At 37.1% G+C, this 19,331-nt stretch carries 16 protein-coding genes, 2 tRNA genes and 2 pseudogenes; 17 read left to right on the top strand and 3 right to left on the bottom strand.

Features of this window, described 5'->3' with window-relative positions; all coding sequences use genetic code 11:
* The 15 genes and pseudogenes from AC1RNS_RS14775 to AC1RNS_RS14705 form a co-directional block, all read left to right on the top strand.
* Positions 1-75 (top strand) — tRNA-Gln (locus AC1RNS_RS14775).
* Positions 76-88: 13 nt separating this feature from the next.
* Positions 89-161 (top strand) — tRNA-Lys (locus AC1RNS_RS14770).
* 184 nt (positions 162-345) lie between these two features.
* A complete protein-coding gene (rocF, locus tag AC1RNS_RS14765; protein ID WP_492993691.1) occupies positions 346-1,251 on the top strand; it encodes an arginase in 906 nt (301 codons plus the stop codon).
* Positions 1,252-1,383: 132 nt separating this feature from the next.
* Positions 1,384-1,947, top strand: coding sequence for an RNA polymerase sigma factor SigW (gene sigW, locus AC1RNS_RS14760; protein ID WP_054771242.1), 564 nt, complete (start codon positions 1,384-1,386; stop codon positions 1,945-1,947).
* A gap of 13 nt (positions 1,948-1,960) precedes the next feature.
* Positions 1,961-2,587 carry a zf-HC2 domain-containing protein gene (locus tag AC1RNS_RS14755; RefSeq protein WP_492993690.1) on the top strand — a complete coding sequence of 209 codons (627 nt, stop codon included), beginning with the start codon at positions 1,961-1,963 and terminating at the stop codon, positions 2,585-2,587.
* A gap of 149 nt (positions 2,588-2,736) precedes the next feature.
* Positions 2,737-3,573, top strand: a complete 837-nt coding sequence (gene cdaA, locus AC1RNS_RS14750; protein ID WP_492993689.1) for a diadenylate cyclase CdaA — start codon at positions 2,737-2,739, stop codon at positions 3,571-3,573.
* A complete protein-coding gene (locus tag AC1RNS_RS14745) occupies positions 3,566-4,621 on the top strand; it encodes a CdaR family protein (RefSeq protein WP_492993687.1) in 1,056 nt (351 codons plus the stop codon). Before cdaA ends, AC1RNS_RS14745 begins: the two co-directional genes overlap by 8 nt.
* Positions 4,622-4,924: 303 nt before the next feature.
* Complete coding sequence (gene glmM, locus AC1RNS_RS14740) at positions 4,925-6,277, top strand: phosphoglucosamine mutase (protein ID WP_492993686.1); 1,353 nt, start codon at positions 4,925-4,927, stop codon at positions 6,275-6,277.
* A 140-nt stretch (positions 6,278-6,417) separates the two neighbouring features.
* Positions 6,418-6,939 carry a type 1 glutamine amidotransferase domain-containing protein gene (locus tag AC1RNS_RS14735; protein WP_492993685.1) on the top strand — a complete coding sequence of 174 codons (522 nt, stop codon included), beginning with the start codon at positions 6,418-6,420 and terminating at the stop codon, positions 6,937-6,939.
* A gap of 847 nt (positions 6,940-7,786) precedes the next feature.
* Entirely contained in the window at positions 7,787-9,589 is a 1,803-nt protein-coding gene (gene glmS, locus AC1RNS_RS14730) for a glutamine--fructose-6-phosphate transaminase (isomerizing) (protein ID WP_492993683.1), read from the top strand.
* Between the two features lie 508 nt (positions 9,590-10,097).
* A complete protein-coding gene (locus AC1RNS_RS14725; RefSeq protein WP_492993682.1) occupies positions 10,098-10,235 on the top strand; it encodes a hypothetical protein in 138 nt (45 codons plus the stop codon).
* Between the two features lie 129 nt (positions 10,236-10,364).
* Entirely contained in the window at positions 10,365-10,874 is a 510-nt protein-coding gene (locus AC1RNS_RS14720) for a DUF4085 family protein (RefSeq protein WP_492993681.1), read from the top strand.
* A gap of 1,043 nt (positions 10,875-11,917) precedes the next feature.
* Positions 11,918-12,448: a snapalysin family zinc-dependent metalloprotease gene (locus AC1RNS_RS14715; RefSeq protein WP_492993680.1), complete on the top strand. Its 531-nt coding sequence runs from the start codon at positions 11,918-11,920 to the stop codon at positions 12,446-12,448.
* 17 nt (positions 12,449-12,465) lie between these two features.
* Positions 12,466-13,149: a cell surface protein gene (locus AC1RNS_RS14710; protein ID WP_492993678.1), complete on the top strand. Its 684-nt coding sequence runs from the start codon at positions 12,466-12,468 to the stop codon at positions 13,147-13,149.
* Between the two features lie 212 nt (positions 13,150-13,361).
* Positions 13,362-13,520, top strand: a pseudogene (locus AC1RNS_RS14705) (IS5/IS1182 family transposase); the annotation flags it as partial.
* A gap of 689 nt (positions 13,521-14,209) precedes the next feature.
* On the opposite strand, the gene AC1RNS_RS14700 reads toward AC1RNS_RS14705, so the two are convergent.
* Positions 14,210-15,403, bottom strand: a complete 1,194-nt coding sequence (locus AC1RNS_RS14700; RefSeq protein ID WP_492993677.1) for a winged helix-turn-helix domain-containing protein — start codon at positions 15,401-15,403, stop codon at positions 14,210-14,212.
* A 338-nt stretch (positions 15,404-15,741) separates the two neighbouring features.
* Here AC1RNS_RS14700 and AC1RNS_RS14695 point away from each other — a divergent pair.
* Together AC1RNS_RS14695 and trhO are read left to right on the top strand one after the other, a co-directional pair.
* Positions 15,742-15,857: pseudogene (locus AC1RNS_RS14695) on the top strand (aminoglycoside nucleotidyltransferase ANT(9)); the annotation flags it as partial.
* A gap of 289 nt (positions 15,858-16,146) precedes the next feature.
* On the top strand, positions 16,147-17,088 hold the full coding sequence (trhO, locus tag AC1RNS_RS14690) for an oxygen-dependent tRNA uridine(34) hydroxylase TrhO (RefSeq protein ID WP_492993676.1): 942 nt from the start codon (positions 16,147-16,149) through the stop codon (positions 17,086-17,088).
* A gap of 162 nt (positions 17,089-17,250) precedes the next feature.
* On the opposite strand, the gene AC1RNS_RS14685 is transcribed toward trhO, so the two are convergent.
* Together AC1RNS_RS14685 and AC1RNS_RS14680 are read right to left on the bottom strand one after the other, a co-directional pair.
* Entirely contained in the window at positions 17,251-18,294 is a 1,044-nt protein-coding gene (locus AC1RNS_RS14685; RefSeq protein WP_492993675.1) for an NAD(P)/FAD-dependent oxidoreductase, read from the bottom strand.
* Positions 18,295-19,272 (bottom strand): ABC transporter substrate-binding protein, encoded by a 978-nt coding sequence (locus AC1RNS_RS14680; RefSeq protein WP_492993673.1) that lies wholly within the window; start codon positions 19,270-19,272, stop codon positions 18,295-18,297. It lies immediately after the preceding gene.
* Positions 19,273-19,331: the final 59 nt, after the last annotated feature.

Below are 19,331 nucleotides of genomic sequence, written 5' to 3'. Positions count from 1 at the left end.
TGGGGTATAGCCAAGCGGTAAGGCAACGGATTTTGATTCCGTCATGCCTAGGTTCGAATCCTAGTACCCCAGCCATTTTTCTTTTTATGAGCCATTAGCTCAGTTGGTAGAGCATCTGACTTTTAATCAGAGGGTCGAAGGTTCGAGTCCTTCATGGCTCACTTTTCTTAGTATAAAATATTTAAAAAGTGTTACATTAACTACAGATACTAATCTCTTACTGAAAACAGTAGGAGATTTTTTTATGTTTATGAATGTTGCATAAATATGCAGGAACATGTTAGGTTGAGCCAAGGTAGATATAGGATTTACAATAGTCTTACAACTAGAAAGGGGTATGAAAAGATGAATAAACTTAATATTTCTATTATTGGAGTTCCAACTGATTATGGGCAAGCACGTAGAGGCGTAGACATGGGGCCAAGTGCGATCCGTTACGCAGGAGTTGTGGAACGCTTAGAGGCGATTGGTCATAAGGTACAGGATCTAGGGGATATCCGTGTTAGTCAAACACTTAAAAATGCTATTGTAGATGAGAAACTACTCAATTTAGAGGAAGTAATTGATGTTAGTACAGCTTTAGCAAATAATGTACACGAAGTATTAGAGCAGAAAAAGTTCCCGCTAGTATTTGGTGGAGATCACAGTATTGCTATTGGGACACTAGCTGGGCTTGGAGAGCATTACAAAAACCTAGGTGTTATTTGGTATGATGCACATGCTGATTTAAATACACCTGAGACAACACCTTCTGGCAATATACATGGTATGCCTTTGGCTGTAAGCATCGGACTTGGTCATGATCGCTTAGTCAGAATTCGTGACTTTGCGCCAAAAATTAAACCTGAGAATGTTATCATTATTGGAGCACGATCTGTAGACCCAGGTGAACGTGAACTTATTCGTCAACAAGGCATTAAGGTATATACAATGCATGAAATTGATCGTCTTGGTATGACGCGTGTAATGGAAGATGCTCTTAGCTATTTAAAAGAACGAAATGTTGATGGCTTGCACTTATCACTTGATTTAGATGGTCTGGATCCACTTTATACGCCAGGAGTAGGGACACCTGTTCCAGGGGGAATTACGTATCGTGAAAGTCATTTAGCTATGGAAATGTTACAAGAATCGGGTATGTTGACATCTGCTGAATTTGTTGAAGTAAATCCGATTTTAGATGAAAAAAATACAACGGCTAATGTTGCTGTTGCATTAATGGGTTCTTTATTCGGAGAAACACTAGTTTAAAGAAAATTAACAAATAATTGCCTTTCACCGCAATGAACAAAATCTTTTGCTATAATTAAAAATAAATTGAAACTTTTCTTATCAGAACCTCGTATAGTATAAGACAGTTGTAAAGGTGGAGAAGTCAATACAATGGATGCGTTAGTAAATAAGAGAATAAAACAAGTGCTTAAAGGCGATCAAAACGCATTTGCCGATATTGTGAGTCTCTATCAGCACAAACTGTACCAAGTATGCTATAGGATGTTAGGAAATAAACAAGAATCTGAGGATATTGCTCAAGAAGCATTTGTTCGTGCCTACATGAATTTGCATACTTTTGATCAGAAACGGAAATTTTCGACGTGGCTTTATCGCATAGCGACTAACCTCTGCATAGATCGTATTCGGAAAAAAAAGCCAGATTATTATTTAGATGCTGAAGTAGCTGGTACAGAAGGGCTTGATATGTATTCACAAATCGCAGCAGATGACCAGCTACCAGAGGAACAAATAGAGCAAATGGAGCTACAGGATCGCATTCAATATGAAATTGGACGTTTGCCAGATAAATATCGTTCAGTTATAGTATTGAAATATATTGAAGAGTTATCGTTGCAAGAAATTAGCGAGATTTTAGATATGCCTCTTGGAACGGTGAAAACGAGAATTCACCGCGGACGTGAAGCATTACGTAAGCAATTAAACAATCTGTAGGAGGGGGAGCGTCATGAATACTTGTCCAGAGCATATTATAGACTATATGCATGATTATTTAGACGGTGACATTAGTCGTGAGCATGAGCAAGAGTTAAAACAACATTTGCATTCATGTAGTGATTGTAAACAATTGATGCAAGAATTGAGTGAAACAATCGCCTTTGTGAAGAGTGCTTCCCATATTACAGCACCTCCGCATTTTGAAGAATCTGTGATGGCTCGTTTACCGAAACCCAAAAGTCGTGTAGGCATGCAAAAATGGATTCGCCGGCATCCATTATTTGTGGCAGCAGCAGTGTTTTGCTTATTCATGAGTGCAACTTTAATTGGTAATTTCATGGATGATCAACATTTCTCAGTAACAAAACAGCCAAACTTAGTTGTTGATGGTCAGACAGTCATAGTACCTGAGGGAGAAGTGGTGAAAGGCGATATTGTTGTTAAAAATGGTGATTTAATTGTTGAGGGTGAAGTTGATGGCAATGTCACTGTTATTAACGGGCAGTATATGGCTTCTTCGGCAGTTGTGTCAGGTAAAATTGAGGAAATTGACGAAGCATTCGAATGGTTATGGTATACAATCAAAAATTCAGTAAAAACCGCTTTGACATTCGAGGAGAAAGAAGAAACTAAATAACACTCTATACGTCCTAAAAGATAGTGCACGTGAGAGGCTGAAAGGTCTACTCTTATGAGTAGACTTTTCATTTGAAAAAAGTTACATTTGATAAGAATGTGCTATACTTAAATGTGTATGGATTCGCAATGAAAAGTGGGGGATGCCACGTGCAAATTATCGAACATTTTGCTGATTTAACACCTGTGAATATTGTTATTAACTTCTTAGATGTACTGCTTGTTTGGTACGTTGTTTATAAAATTTTAACCCTCATTAAAGGTACGAAGGCTGTCCAATTATTAAAAGGGATTTTCGTAATAATTATTGCACGCATCATTACGGACTTTTTAGGGTTAGAAACGTTAGGCTGGATGCTCAATCAAGTCATCGAGTTTGGTTTCTTAGCGATCATTATTATTTTCCAACCTGAAATCAGACGAGGTCTTGAACAAATTGGTCGAGGGAAGTTATTCCAACGCTCTACTAGCCAGGTTGAGGAAGAGCAAACACGGCTTATCGAAGCCATGAAGAAATCTGTTAGTTATATGGCTAAACGTCGTATAGGGGCGTTAATTTCTATTGAAAAGGAAACGGGTTTAAATGAATATATTGAGACCGGCATAGGTCTTAATGCTGAAATCTCTTCTGAATTACTTATTAACATTTTCATACCTAATACACCACTTCATGATGGAGCCGTTATTATGCAGAAGGATAAAGTAACTGCAGCAGCTTGTTACTTACCACTCTCTGAAAGTCCGTTTATTTCAAAGGAACTTGGGACACGCCACCGTGCTGCACTTGGCTTAAGTGAAGTGACAGATGCGATAACGATTGTTGTATCAGAAGAAACTGGTGCTATTAGTATTACACTAAATGGCAACCTACACCGAAATCTTTCTCTAGAGGAATTCGAAACACTGTTACGTAACATGTGGTTTGGAACAGCACAAGAATCAAATGCAGCCTCTAAGTTGACTTGGAGGGGGAAAAAGAATGGATAAAATGATGGATAGCCCATGGGTGTTACGAATCATCGCACTATTTCTTGCCTGTTTGCTATTTTTTTCTGTTCGTACGGAGCTAACCTCTTCAAATAAAACAACCTCCAATGAGCAAACAGATGTCATTCGCGATGTGCCTGTTGACGTTTTTTATGACAATGAGAATCTTATTGTAACAGGACTGCCGAAAACTGTGGATGTGACAATAAAAGGTCCAATGCAACTTGTTTTACAGGCAAAGGCAGCAAAAGATTTCTCAGTATTTGTGGATTTAAGTAATTTGCTAATAGGAAAGCATAATGTTAGGCTACAGTATGAAAATATTTCCAATAAATTACAAGTTACTTTAGACCCAGCAATGGTAAATGTAAATATTGAAGAAAAGGTCACGCAGGAATTTAGAGTTGACCCTGAGATGAACAATCGTTTAATTGAAGAAGGCTATATATTAAAAGGGATGACTGCAAAGCCCGCAACAGTATATGTAACCGGTGCTAAAAGTGCAATTGAAAGCATCAGTTATGTCAAAGCTACTGTAACAGGCGAGCAAGGATTAAAGGAACCATTTTCCCAGGTAGCAGCTGTTAAAGTATTAGATCGTGATTTAAATAAATTAGACGTGACGATAGAACCAGAGACTGTAAAAGTAAAAGTTGATATAGCGGAGTATAGTAAGGAACTACCTGTTGTTATGAAGGAGATTGGACAAACGCCAGATGAAGTGACCATTAATGAATTAGCTCTTAATCCAAAAATGGTGAAGGTGTATGGTAGAAAATCCATTATAGATGGTTTAACAGAAATTCCAGTGGAAGTGGATTTGTCAAAAATTACAGAATCTAAGACGTATGAATATGATGTAAAATTACCAGAGGGCGTGACAAAAATATCTGACTCAAAAATTAAAATAAAGGCAGATATTACAAAGGTTGAGCAGGAGAAAACAACACCGACAACGTCTACTCCTCCGCCTCCTACAGAGGAATCAAATACCACTTCTTCTGATGAAAATACTCCTACTGAGAAAACAGAAGATATTGATTCTTAAACAATAACTGACTATAATTTTATTTTGATTCAGTAGAGATTCATTCTCTATCAGTAGAGTATTCTTTCTCGAGTATGAAAAAGCACGAACGTTAATAGATACTCAAGCTAAATCGAAATACTCTATGTTTATTATTTGAAATTGAGTGATTTGCCTATTTCAGATACTATGCATAGAAATGTAATTAATAGTTACCAGTGAATGAACAAAAATTGACTTTTCCAAAAGTAAGCAGATGGGTGATCTTTTTGTCAGCATAGATGAGCTGATCACTGGCATGCATTGAAGGAGAGAATAATCAAAATGGGTAAATATTTTGGAACAGATGGCGTCCGTGGTGTCGCGAATAGTGAGTTAACACCTGAATTTGCATTTAAACTTGGCCGAGTAGGGGGCTATATTTTAACAAAGGATGCAACAGATCGTCCCAAGGTTTTAATTGGTCGTGACACACGTATCTCAGGTGAAATGCTAGAAGGAGCACTTGTGGCTGGCCTTTTATCAATCGGTGTAGAGGTGATGCGTCTTGGAGTTATTTCAACTCCAGGTGTGGCTTACCTAACTAGAATTCTGAGTGCAAACGCAGGCGTCATGATTTCAGCTTCACATAACCCAGTTGCAGATAATGGCATTAAATTTTTCGGTCCGGATGGTTTTAAGCTGACAGATGCACAAGAAAATGAAATCGAAGCATTACTTGATGCACTAGAAGATACATTGCCACGTCCAATAGGGGCAGATTTAGGCTCTGTAAGTGACTACTTTGAGGGTGGACAAAAATATATTCAATACTTAAAACAAACAGTAGATGAAGAGTTTGATGGCATCCATGTAGCACTAGACTGTGCACATGGTGCTACATCTTCCTTAGCTACACATTTATTTGCGGATTTGGAAGCGGATATTTCAACAATGGGTGCTTCACCAACGGGTCTAAATATTAATGATGGTGTAGGATCTACACATCCAGAAGGACTAGCTAAATTTGTCACTGAAAAAGATGCAGATGTTGGTCTAGCATTCGATGGTGATGGTGATCGTTTAATTGCTGTAGATGAAAACGGAAAAATTGTTGATGGTGACCAAATTATGTTTATCATTGGTAAGCATTTAAATGCAGTGGGACGCTTGAAAAAACAAACAATCGTATCAACAGTAATGAGTAATATGGGCTTCTACAAAGCTGTAGAAAGCAATGGTATGAAAAGTGTTCAAACAGCAGTTGGTGATCGATATGTTGTAGAAGAAATGCGCGCCCATGAATATAACTTAGGCGGCGAGCAATCAGGTCATATTGTTTTCCTTGACTATAATACAACGGGTGACGGCTTACTAACAGGTATTCAGCTAGTAAATATTATGAAAGCAACTGGGAAAAAACTTTCTGAGTTAGCATCCGAAATGAAGATTTACCCACAGCGTTTAGTAAATGTACGTGTAACTGATAAGCATGCTGTTACAGAGAATTCTAAGGTTGCAGCAGCTATTGCTGAGGTTGAAGCGGATATGGCAGGCAACGGCCGTGTGTTAGTCCGTCCTTCTGGTACAGAGCCACTTGTACGGGTAATGGTGGAAGCTGCAACAGAGATAGACTGTACACGTTATGTAGAGCGCATTGCTGATGTCGTCCGCGCTGAAATGGGTCTAAGTGAATAAGAAATAGTCAAACTCGATTTCCTTTAATAGGAGATTGAGTTTTTTCTATGATGAATAGGCGTAATGATATAGAATGTTTGAAAGGAATGGGATTGGGAATAGTAGTACATAGTCACAATAACAAGGAGTGTTTGATTAATATGGCTAAAATTGCTACTGTCATTACTGATATGTTCGAAGATATAGAATATACAAGTCCTAAAGCAGCGTTAGAAGCGGCAGGTCATGAACTAGTAACGATTGAAATGAGGTCTGGAAAAGAAGTACAGGGAAAGCATGGTAAGAAAGTACAGATTGATAAGGGAATTGATGAGGTGAAGGCCACTGAATATGATGCACTGTTTATCCCTGGTGGATTTTCTCCAGATATATTACGCGCAGACGATCGTGTGGTTGCCTTTGTAAAGGACTTTATGGAAAATATGAAACCGACCTTTGCTATTTGTCATGGACCTCAGTTACTCATTACGGCTAAGACTTTAAATGGCCGAGATGCCACTGGCTATAAATCGATTCGTGTAGACTTAGAAAATGCAGGTGCCAAATTCCATGATGAAGAGGTATTTGTGTGCCAAAAGCAATTAGTCACAAGCCGTACACCAGATGACTTGCCAGCATTTAACCGAGAAATTGTGAAATTACTTGAAAATAAAGGACGATAAAAAGAGATGGAAGATCAAATTAAGGAGATATGAATAATGCCTTAACTTGATCTTCCCTTTTAAAAAACTAGTCCTATACCGACACTAATACTCCACCCGCGCTAATTAAAATTTCAATCCATCCTCTAAGATATGTCTTGTATCTACCACCTGATAGAAACCCTACTAAACCGCCAATGCATAAGTCAAAAATCCACCATAGAATATGCTAATTGACATAATCTGAACAGTCACGAGTTTCGTAATATTACTAGAACCAAACAGTTTGCTCTAAGTCACAGGCAAATTATTGAGTACGCGGATATTCTTTAATATTTGTCTCATTATTGTCAATAAAAAAGGGTGAATGTAGGTATATTTTATAACGATAATTTGACGGATAGCATATGATTGAGTATGATGGAGAAGTTGAAGATAAGGTCCGACCTTATCCTTTAACGAGCGCAGAAGGAGGAAAGAGAGCGTAAAATCGGAAAACAATTATAGCGCCTGAGCTGAGGAAATTGGACGAAGAAATCTTCAGCAGACGAGGTGGAGGTTTATCGAAAATTCGGCGGATGCCTCCCAATCGACATACCCGATTGTCATTTTTCATTTTGAAAGCATTCGAGTGATTGAATGTACAGAAAATGGAGAAGGTATAGTTAAAGCAAAGAATAAATTAGAGAAACTTTACGTATCGATTGACTACTTATCAGTCGGCTGAGTAAGTAGTGGTGAGATGCATGTAGTAGTATGCTTTTTTTCTTAGAAAAAGAAGCATTACTTTTACATTCACAAAAATTCGATAGGCTGAGGTCTGATTTGTCATTGCGTTAAATTGACGATATCGGAGGAAATAAATTTTATGTGTGGAATTGTAGGTTATATTGGTGAATCAGATGCAAAGGAAATCTTATTAAAAGGTTTAGAGAAATTAGAATATCGTGGCTATGACTCAGCAGGTATTGCAGTACGTAATGAAGCAGGCGTAACGGTTTTTAAAGAAAAAGGACGTATTGCTGACTTACGTGAGGCAGTGGACGAAGAAATTGCAGCGAAAATTGGGATTGGTCATACACGTTGGGCAACGCATGGTGTGCCAAATCGTTTAAATGCTCACCCTCATCAAAGTGCATCAGGACGATTTACACTTGTGCACAATGGAGTTATTGAAAACTATCATTTATTACAAAAAACATATTTAAAAGGCATTCCGATGAAATCTGATACAGATACAGAGGTAATCGTGCAATTAGTAGAGTTATTTGTGAAAGAAGGTCTTACCACAGCAGACGCTTTCCGTAAAACTTTATCTCTATTACATGGTTCATATGCACTTGCACTTTTAGATGCAGAAGCGGCAGATACAATCTTTGTAGCGAAAAATAAATCACCACTTTTAGTCGGAGTTGGTGAAGGCTTCAATGTTGTTGCTTCGGATGCTATGGCTATGCTACAAGTTACAGATCAATATGTGGAGTTACATGACAAAGAGGTTGTTATTGTACACAAGGCTAGTGTGGAAATTACAAAATTAGATGGTTCTGTAGTAGAACGTGCACCATATACTGCGGAGCTTGATATGAGCGACATTGAAAAAGGTACTTATCCTCACTACATGCTAAAAGAAATGGATGAGCAGCCAACTGTTATTCGTAAAATTATTCAAGCTTACGAAGGTGAAAATGGCGAATTAACAATCGACGCGGAGATTTTAGAAGCATTAAGAGCAGCAGATCGTTTATATATTATTGCGGCGGGCACAAGCTATCATGCAGGTCTCATCGGTAAACAATATTTCGAAAAAATGGCGGGTATCCCAGTAGAAGTTCATATTTCTAGTGAATTTGGCTACAATATGCCTCTATTATCTGAGAAACCATTGTTTATCTTTATTACACAATCAGGTGAAACAGCAGACAGCCGTCAAGTGCTTGTGAAAATTAAAGAGCTTGGCTATCCAACATTAACGATTACAAATGTACCTGGCTCCACACTATCACGTGAAGCAGATCATACATTGTTATTACATGCAGGTCCAGAAATTGCGGTAGCCTCAACAAAAGCGTATGTAGCACAAGTAGCTGTTCTTGCTTTAGCAGCCTATGTAACAGCTAAGGCAAACGGCAAAGGCTTAGAATTCGATTTAAAACAGGAGCTTGCAATTGCCGCAAACGGTATCCAAACAATTATCGATTCTAAAGATGTTTTAGAAGATATCGCAGAAGACTATTTAAAAATTGCACGTAACGCATTCTTCATAGGTCGTAACATCGATTTCTATGTAAGCCTCGAAGGTGCCCTAAAGCTAAAAGAAATTTCTTACATCCAGGCAGAAGGTTTCGCTGGTGGAGAACTTAAGCACGGAACAATTGCCTTAATCGAAGAAGGTACACCAGTATTCGCTCTTGTTACTCAGGAAGCTGTAGCGCTAAATATTCGTGGTAATGTGAAAGAAGTAGCTGCCCGTGGAGCATATCCATGCATTATCGCAATGGCTGGCGTTGATGAAGAAGGTGATCGCTTAGTAATTCCACATGTCCACGAATTACTAACACCACTTGTTTCTGTAGTGCCATTACAATTAATTAGCTACTATGCAGCACTACACCGCCGTTGCGATGTCGATAAACCACGTAACTTGGCTAAATCGGTGACTGTGGAGTAAGGTTGTTTGTCTTTTAATAATGTTGTGTTGATTTGAAATAAAGTCGTACCGTTTATAAAAAAGATGTACCGTTTAAAATAAAGTTATACCGTTTGTAAAAAAGTTGCACCGTTTTACCCCTTTGGATGCTTAGACTAAAGGGTTTTTATAAAAAGTCAGTATTCTGTAAACGGGTCAGATTATTGAATAAGGGGTCTAGCCAGATTTATATGGATTCACAACATTAAGAAAAGAAATATCCCCAAACAAAAGCTTGGTAACATTTTAAACAGCGACAAGCACTGTTAAATCAGTGTTTGTCGCTGTTTTTATTAGAAAATAATGCTCTGAGACGCTGCGAAAAATAATTTTAAAGAAGACTGTTCGATCCACTTGTTCTGAATGGGAGTAACATATAAATAGAATCTCAACGAAATGTTTCCAAAGGACGCTTTGGATGCATTACTTTCTTCAACTAACGTGGCAGGTTAATTAAAAATTATCTACTTAGAGAGACGAGGGTAATAAAATGAAATATTTTACTAAAGAATGGCATGAATTGTGTCATAAAAATAATATCCATCTGCATTTAGAGGAAGAAAAGCAAGCTGAAACATTTTCAGAAGAATATTTTCAACAGCTTTACCACATTGAATTAAATAGTTGACTTACTGTACAAGAAGAAATATTAAAATCTAACGATACAGCAATCAGAGATAATGATAATAATAGCTATGAACCCTTTAATAAAGAAAAGGGAATAGAACAATTTCATGATATTTTTATACATAATCTTATGTATTTAAAAAAGCAATTACCAGAAACAATAGTAAAACAGATTGCAGATATAAGGGTGTTTACTTTAGATAAGGCAACTCGTAATGTAATAAATGCTGTAACTCAATTTTGCGAGGAAAATGACGGAATTGTAACCACAGTAATTGAAGATTACAAAAGATATATAAAAGAAAACTCAACATTACTAGATATAGAAATTGATGGGGGTTTTAGCTTCCATGATTGCAAAATTATAAAATCAATTAAGAATGATAAATCCTTAAAATTACTCCTTGATAATAAAGCGGGTTATACAAATACAAATATAGATGAAGTCATATTTGAAAATTTTAATATTATCAAACAGGATGATTTGTTAGAAGATTCATGGTGGCTGTATGAGGAAATATATAAAGTAAATGACAATTATGAATTTCATGTCTTGCTACAAAATAAAACGATGGATTTAATTGATTTTATTATATCAGCTGAACAAATTTCCTTTATAAGTAATAAAAATAATCTTTGATAGTAAACTGAGGTGTTTTTGTATTAAGTCGAAGCGAAGATATTAAAAAAATAAAGAGAAGCCTTATTAAGCTAACGGGTGCTTTAGTTCAATACCGATATTCAACAGTCGGGCGCAATTGTGGAACAACATAGCTGAAAAATGATCAAACTTTTTTATAAAAATCTCATACTTATCTAAAAAAAGTAACTCCATTTTGATCAATCTTTTTTCAAAATGGAGTTTTTGAAGTTGCTATTAGATAAGGATTGAGGGATATTTTTTAATCAAACTTTATTCCAATCCAACAGTAAATAAACGTCACCAGGTCAAAATGCAGCTTTGCTTTTCTCCCTGTCCGATGACGGACATTGTATGGAATGACAACACGCACATTTGCTTTACAATAGTCATAGGGCATTCCCTATTGGATAATTTTGGTTTGATCACTTGAATTATACCGAATTGGGGAGTTGCCCTTTTTTATTGTTTAAAGCCCTTGAACCGAAGGGATTAGAATTATGAAATTAACTCAATTATACCATTAAATTACTTTAAGGGTAATTTTAGTCCTTTACGTTAGCGAATTGAATGAAAAATAAAGAAGTTGATTTGTGTGGTAAACGTACACTAAAATCTAAAGATTAATTAAAGGTCGTCAGTTTGTGCAAAAAGAGCTGTTGGTGCATCATCAGGGTATAAGGTTTGTAAAGCCGAGGCGACAAGGGCTTAGAATTATGAAATTCATTCGTGCTGTTTAACAAATTCTTCACATTCTATTTCTCCCTTCAATTTTATTATGAATCAATGCACACTCACAATATTATGTTTCATTGCTAATACTTTGTTTGACTACGGGCTAACTAAAATCGTTTAATATTGTAAAATATTATTTAAATTTCCTAAATTATTAACTATTATAAGTTTTAGTAATATTTTTCTATAATTTTACTTAATTGTAATAAGGGTGGTGATTAATGTACTAAAGATTAAATGAGGTTGATTTTTAATGTGGCTCAAATGGCTAAGGAAAGAATGATTAAGTATGAAGTGAGGGAATTAAATTGGGAAAATTAAAAAAATTATTGCTTCCAAGTATTGCGGTAACGGTTTTAGCAACATCTGGTATTTTTACTATTTCGAAAATCCAAGAAGCTGATGCTGCAATTGTATCAGTCAAAATACTTGGCATGGACATGGTGGACTCTGGAAAACACTTAGATTGGAGCCACGAATCTGCTTATGCGTCCTATGTTAGAGCGGGAGCAAAAACATGGAATGCCTACAAATCTGGTGTCATTCGAGAGGATTCTGCAACGACAATAGCAGATGTACATATATATGATTACTCTCAAAGAAATAACTACCCAGGAACTACAACTTATGGGTCGACCAACACAATAGCGTTTAATAATTATTACATGAATGGTTATGACTCTACAAAGAAACAACATGTGGCTACTCATGAGTTGGGACACGCACTTGGTCTAGACGAAAATCTAACTGGTGATGTAATGGACCCTATTACTAGTACAAAGGTGTCTTTAACTTTTAACGATAAAGCGTCTTACGATGCAGCATATGATAAATATTGATAATTGAGGTGATTGGAATGAAATTATTTAGTAAGCGTTATCTTATTGGAAGCATTTCTGCAGGTGCTTTACTTCTAATGTTTGGCTGTAACGATAATAAAGATACAGCAGTCGATGTAGGCTATGTTCATGCAAGTTATGCATTTGATGTAAACGATCTTAATCAATTTGTGGGAAGTGCAGATAATGTTTTTGTAGGATATGTGGAAAAAATAGAAGGAACAGAATATAAGTTCCCTACAACAATTGAAACTGAGACTGGATCTAAAACAATATCGACTCCACATACAAACTACTCTATTACAGTAATAGATAACCTTAAGGGTGAACTCAAAAAAGACCAACCTATTCCATTACAAAAAGCAGGTGGAATAAGTGAGGACGGATCAATACAAGTAATCTTTGAAAATGATATCTTACCTGAAGAAGGTAAATATTATATATTTAGTACTCTTAACCAACCAGATGGGTCAATACTAGCGGGCGGAACTAATACCACTATTCCATTAAATGTAGATGATGTAGATGGTGTAGATAGTGTAGATAGTAGAAGTAATACTGTGAGTTCTGAAGATCCATTAAATGCAAATGCTAAGAGTGATATTGTGAGTTCTGAAGAATATAAAGATTTTACAAAAGCCATTAAAAACCAAGTGAAATTCGAACACCCCGAATATTACGAAAATAATTATAGTGAGTGATTACGGGTAGGACAAGTAATTAAACCTTTATACAACTTCAAAGCTAATTAATAGATGAGGCTGGGACAAAACCCATCTCTAAACTAAAAAGCCGGTGAAATTTTACGATCAGTAAAATTCACCGGCTTTAAATTTTTTTTCATAAAAAAGTAAGGACCACTTCTGATAAAATTAAGTCACCACAACAAAATTATACAGAAAGAAGGATCCTTATGTTTAAAGATTATAACATGAATCAATTACTTTTGCCTTTAGATTTAGAAGTGAAGTTACAAAAGAATGATATTGCCTTCCATGTCCACCATTTAGTCGAAAGTATCCCGCCCGAAGCGTTTGAACCATTCCTTCGAAATGAGGGCTGTCCTGCCTACGCTTTGTGCATTTATTGCCTTTACCACTGCTTCACAATATTTTGGTGCAATGATGAAATTAGAAGCTGTAAGGATATAACGTTAAATTCTAAAGAAATATAAATGATTTTCAATAAACGGGCGCAATTGTTGAACAACATAACTGGAAAATGATCAAACTTTTTTATAAAAATCTCATACTTATCTAAAAAGAGTAACTCCATTTTGATCAATCTTTTTTCAAAATGGAGTTTTTGAAGTTGCTATTAGATAAGGATTGAGGGATATTTTTTAATCAATCTTTATTCCAAAGCTACATGTTGTTGTAGATTTGAAATAAAGATGTACTGTTTATAAAAAAGATATACCGTTTAAAAGAAAGTTATACCTGTTGTAAAAAAGTTGCACCGAAACACTCGAGATATTATTGCTTGGTAAGCGAATGCTACTCACCAAATCGCTCAAGAACGTGAAAAAAGGGTTGGTATAGTCATTGGCATTACGTGTATGTAAAGTAGAATGTGATTATCAATTTGAAATATAGGGTAAGGGGCACAACTTTATTATTCATTTTTGGAGTAGTAAAAATTGTATCTAATAATTTTTTAACAACTTGAAAGAGCTTTACTACACACGAACTGTAGTAAGGCTCTTGTTATTTTACTTCAAAAGTAAACAACTTTATTATCTCTATACAAATACAGGAAATATCAGTTCATAGACTCTGCCGAAATTGTCTCACACCCGTTGAATTTCGCAAACTTTTGGAAACAACTGTTCAAAGCTGTTCGCAATTGTGTTGTTTGATTCACACCGTTCTCGTACCAGATGTTTTTAACAACAAGTGTTCCGGTTTTTCTGTCCGCGATAATCTCGGCTCGTCCAATGAAGCTCTCTCCATATAATAGAGGTAACACATAATAGCCGAATTTTCGTTTGATTGCAGGCGTGTAAAACTCCCAGGTGTAATCAAAGTCAAACAATTCGTTGATAAGTTTTCTGTCCCATATGAAATTATCTAGTGGGGCAATAAGCTCGCAACGCAATTTCGGCTCCTTATTTTGCAGAACGGCTTCAATAAGTGGTAAATCCTCCGTGAGGCAGTACAGTAAATCCTTTGTTTGCTCCACGGCAACAGCAACAATGCGAGCTTCGTGTAATAGCTGGTGAAAAACCTCTTTGCGCTGTGCTACTTTCAGCCCCCATATATTCAACCATGCATCTGACGCACGATTCCATAAGAGACCAACCGAGCCGATTCGACGTAGTACCCGCCACTTATGATGCTCAAGCTCATCTTCCAGCGGCTCTGATGCACTCAGCAGATTAGGCTGTATGTACTTCTTGGCTATATCGTAATATTTACGCGTTCCTTTTTTGTGATGGATAATCAACTCACCCGTCGAATACATCTGTTCCAGCACTGATCGAGATGAATTGTTTCCACTGCTCCAGTGGATGGCCGATTGCCAAGAGAAATTTCCATCCAATTTTAAATCATCCGAACTTAGTGCACCGTGATTTTGGATATGAGTCCGTACTTGCGCTGTCAACGCTTCCATTTCGGGATAGCGTTCGGCATGTTGTCGGGCAGCCTGCCTGTACCGCTCAAAATACGGCCAGTCCTCGACAGGGATAATGGCCAGGTTCTTGTCGGGATAATCGACAAGGCTTCTATCTTCATACAGCAAATCGGCGAGCATTCCCTTAGTAAATCCTTTGATTCGCGACTGTAACACCAATTCGGCGTTTTTTCCGCAAACATCGATGGGGTCGTATTGAATACAGCCAACCTGCCGAGCAAAGTCCAATACGCCCTGCTTCCCGCTAAATTTATATTCGTCCAAAAGTCCGTGTTTCAACAACATAAATTGCCGTGCCTGGCGGTTTGTTAATTGAATCATGTGCGCACCTACCTCTAGTTTAGTTTTCTTATTATATTACAGAGGGGGATGGAGGGGAAAAGAAAGCGAAGGCGTGAAGGGAAAACCTAATATACTTTATCCTAATTTGTCATCTGTTACGGCTTGTAATACTTGCAATGTCCCTTTCACAGCCACTGCCCATTCCTTTAAAAAATCATCCACTTGTCGATACATCCAAACTTCTCCTCTATGATTTATTTTTATTTTATTATACAAAATCTAAAGGAATAATACAAACGTGTGTTCTTGTTGAGAAGTGTGCACAAAAAACATCTATATCCGCTAAACTTGAGAATACAAACAAATAGGTTAGTGAGATGAGCGATTTGAGTAACGGAAAAATACCAAAAAACAAGGGGTGGAAGCATTAAAAATCGTAGAGGGGTTGCTTGGAAGTTCGATAGTCGGGGTATATCTATTTGGTACTGTAGTAGAAAAACATAACAAATAAGATTAAAAACTTCTGAATGTTGGATTTGAAACGAGATGGTTAATTTATTTACTTACCAGTCCTTTACTTTATTGATCTCATTAACTGGATCAGCTATTTCTTGTTAGTTCAAATCCACTGACCACTTCACAAGTTCTTTAAAAACAATATTGTATACCTATTTCAGCCTAATTACCGATAGCATATTAAATAATTATCATTTATGTTTAATAGGTCGTAAAAGACACTATCAGGTATATCCTGCAAATATATGAAATGATAGGTGGAAACAATGAATTATCAAATTTTATTATATTACCATTACACGAAGATTGAAGATCCAGCTGCGTTTTCAGCAACGCACTTAGCAATGTGTAAAGAAATCGGTTTAAAAGGTCGTATTTTAGTAGCCAATGAGGGCATTAACGGTACAGTTTCAGGTACGATGGAGCAAACAGAGCAATACATGGCAAACATGCAAGCAGACCCATTATTTGAAGGCATTGTCTTCAAAATTGACGCGGCAAATGGGCATGCATTCAAAAAAATGCACGTACGCCCACGTCCTGAGTTAGTAAACTTAGGCTTAGAAGAAGACGTAAACCCACATGAATTAACTGGTCGCTACTTGTCACCAGAACAATTCTTTGCTGAAATGCAAGATGAAAATACAGTAGTATTAGATGTGCGAAACACGTATGAATACGATGTCGGCCATTTTCGTGGCGCGATTCGACCAGATGTACAAAACTTCCGCGATACACCGGAATGGGTTCGTGCAAACCGTGAGCTATTCGAAGGGAAAAATGTTTTAACATACTGCACGGGCGGGATTCGTTGTGAGAAGTTTTCGGGCTGGATGAAACGTGAAGGCTTTGGCAATGTTGGTCAATTACACGGCGGTGTTGCAACATATGGAAAAGACCCTGTTGCGAAAGGCCAATTATGGGACGGTCAAATGTACGTATTTGATGAGCGTTTAACGGTGCCAATCAATCAAGTAGAGCATGTGATTATCGGTCGTGATCACTATGACGGCGAACCTTGTGAACGTTACATTAACTGTGCAAACCCTGAATGTAACAAGCAAATCATCGCATCTGAAGAAAATGAAGCAAAGCATTTAGGTGGCTGTACAATCGAATGTACAAAGCATGCGCGCAACCGATACATCGTGCGTCACAATTTAACAGAAGTGCAAGTGGCGCAAACAATTGAGGCATTACAAGCATAAGCATGAAAAGCTGTCTAAGACTGTTGTGAGTTATAAGTAATACTGTCACAATTTATAATTATGTTTGTCATAAAATATAAGATATTGTGACAGTTAGAGGAAACCATTAATTCAGTACAATCGTTGCTGTATTAATGGTTTCGTTTCTATATTCGATATCCTTTAGGTAATAGTTACAGCTTTATTCTTTTGTTGTAACGCTTCATTTTTTTCAGCGAAGCGGTCATTGTGAGAAGAAACGCCCGCCATTTTTGATTCTGTAGGGTCAATGTATAATTTGGCGCTATTTACAGCGAGGACAGCATCGTTAAATGCGCCTGCAATCAGTCTTATTTTCCCTTCATTCGTTACAATATCGCCTGCGCCAAAGATGCCTGGCATGCTTGTGCACATTTTTGGTGTAACGGAAATGCCCCATTCTTCAGAGGCTAAGCCCCAATCCATAATAGCTCCACCAAAGTGTCGGTCAAACCCGTGATTAACAAGCACCTCGTCTACTTCAATTTTTGTCGTATCATTTGTATCAACATGCTGTAATGTGACATGTTCGACTTTATTGCCATTACCATGTAAACGAGAAACCGTATAAGGCACATAGGTTGTTGCGATAGACTTCATGCGTGTTACAGACGATTCAAAGGCACTAAAGTCATTTCGTCTATGAACGACATATACTTCTTTGGCGATAGGAGCCATTTCAATAGCCCAATCTACAGCTGAGTCGCCTCCACCAGAAATGAGTACACGTTTATCTTTAAACTTATTGATGTTCGTTACCGTATAGTGAAGGTTGTTTAGTTCATAACGGTCAGCGCCTTCAATCGTTAATTTCTGAATGCGTGTAATACCGCGTCCTGTAGCTAAAATAATCGTTTTTGTATAATGTTTCTCGCCTGTTTTAGCTGTTAAGACGAAAATGCCATCATCGCGTTTTTCCATGCCAACAACCTCTTGACCAAATATGATTGTAGGATTAAATGTCATAGCTTGCTTGATTAAGGAGTGAATAATATCTTCACAGCGAACAGGTTCAATGCCACCGACATCCCAAACTAGTTTCTCTGGGTAGGTGCGCATAAACCCACCTAATTCATGTTTTACTTCGATAATTTTTGTTTTCATTTCACGCATGCCACTGTAAAAGGCTGCATACATGCCAGCTGGGCCACCACCGATAATAATTACATCATAAATCTCTTGTTCCATTTAAGGCACCAACCTTTCAACTAAATAATCAAGGAATAGTGGAGAGCCAACTAAACCTTCACCTACAACGTAATCTGCTGTTTTTAATGGGTAAACATTGCCTGCTTTCACAGCATCCATACCTTGCCACATCGAGCTATTCTCTAAATCTTTCATGGATTGTTCACTACTATAATTTTGCATTTGACGTTGTTCGACAAAAATATGATCTGCGTCAATTTCAGGTAAAACTTCTAAGGAAATGGGCGTGAACCAATCATTATTATCTTTCAACATAGTTGGAATATTTAATCCAAGTTGCGTGTATAGCATATCACTTCCAGGGCTACCCTTTTCAGTGCCTAGCACACGATATTGATTTTGTTCTACACGTAATACGAGAATTTTTTCGTCACCTATAGCATTCTGTAGTTTTTCTTTGGTTTCTTCGATTTTCTCTCTAAACTTCTTGAGAGCAAGTTCAGCTTCTTTCTCTTTATTGAACAGTTCACCAAGCACAGGAACATATTCATCAATTGCAACGCCTGCCTCAACAGCAACAGTAGGGGCAATTTTACTTAAAGCCTCGTATTTTTTAGCATCAATCGCTGCACCTTGAGCAATAATGACATCTGGTGCTGCTTCCAGGATAACTTCTAAATTATCCTCATATTGCACAGTCGGAATTATTTTAACATTATTGTCATTGAATAATTTGAAGCGATATTCAGGTTCAATTTCTTCAACGACTGTCACCATTTGAGGCGTTACACCGATTTCAATTAAATTTTCAGCATAGTTAGAACTAAGGACTAACATATTTTTAGGTTCATTAGGGATCGTGACATCCCCGTAGGCATCTTTTACAACATGCGTTGTAGACTCGCTTTTTTCTTCTTGATCCTTTGCCTCATTTCCGCTTTCTTTGTTAGTGCTTGAGCAAGCAACTAATGTTAAAGCAACTAACATAAAAAGTATATATTGCATCGTTTTTTTCATTGATTATAGCTCCTCACTATTTGATAATGATTATCACTATCAAATAATAACAGGTAATG

It is taken from the genome of Lysinibacillus sp. GW821-FHT14F06 (assembly GCF_058803665.1).
This window is presented reverse-complemented; position numbering and strand designations above follow the sequence as displayed.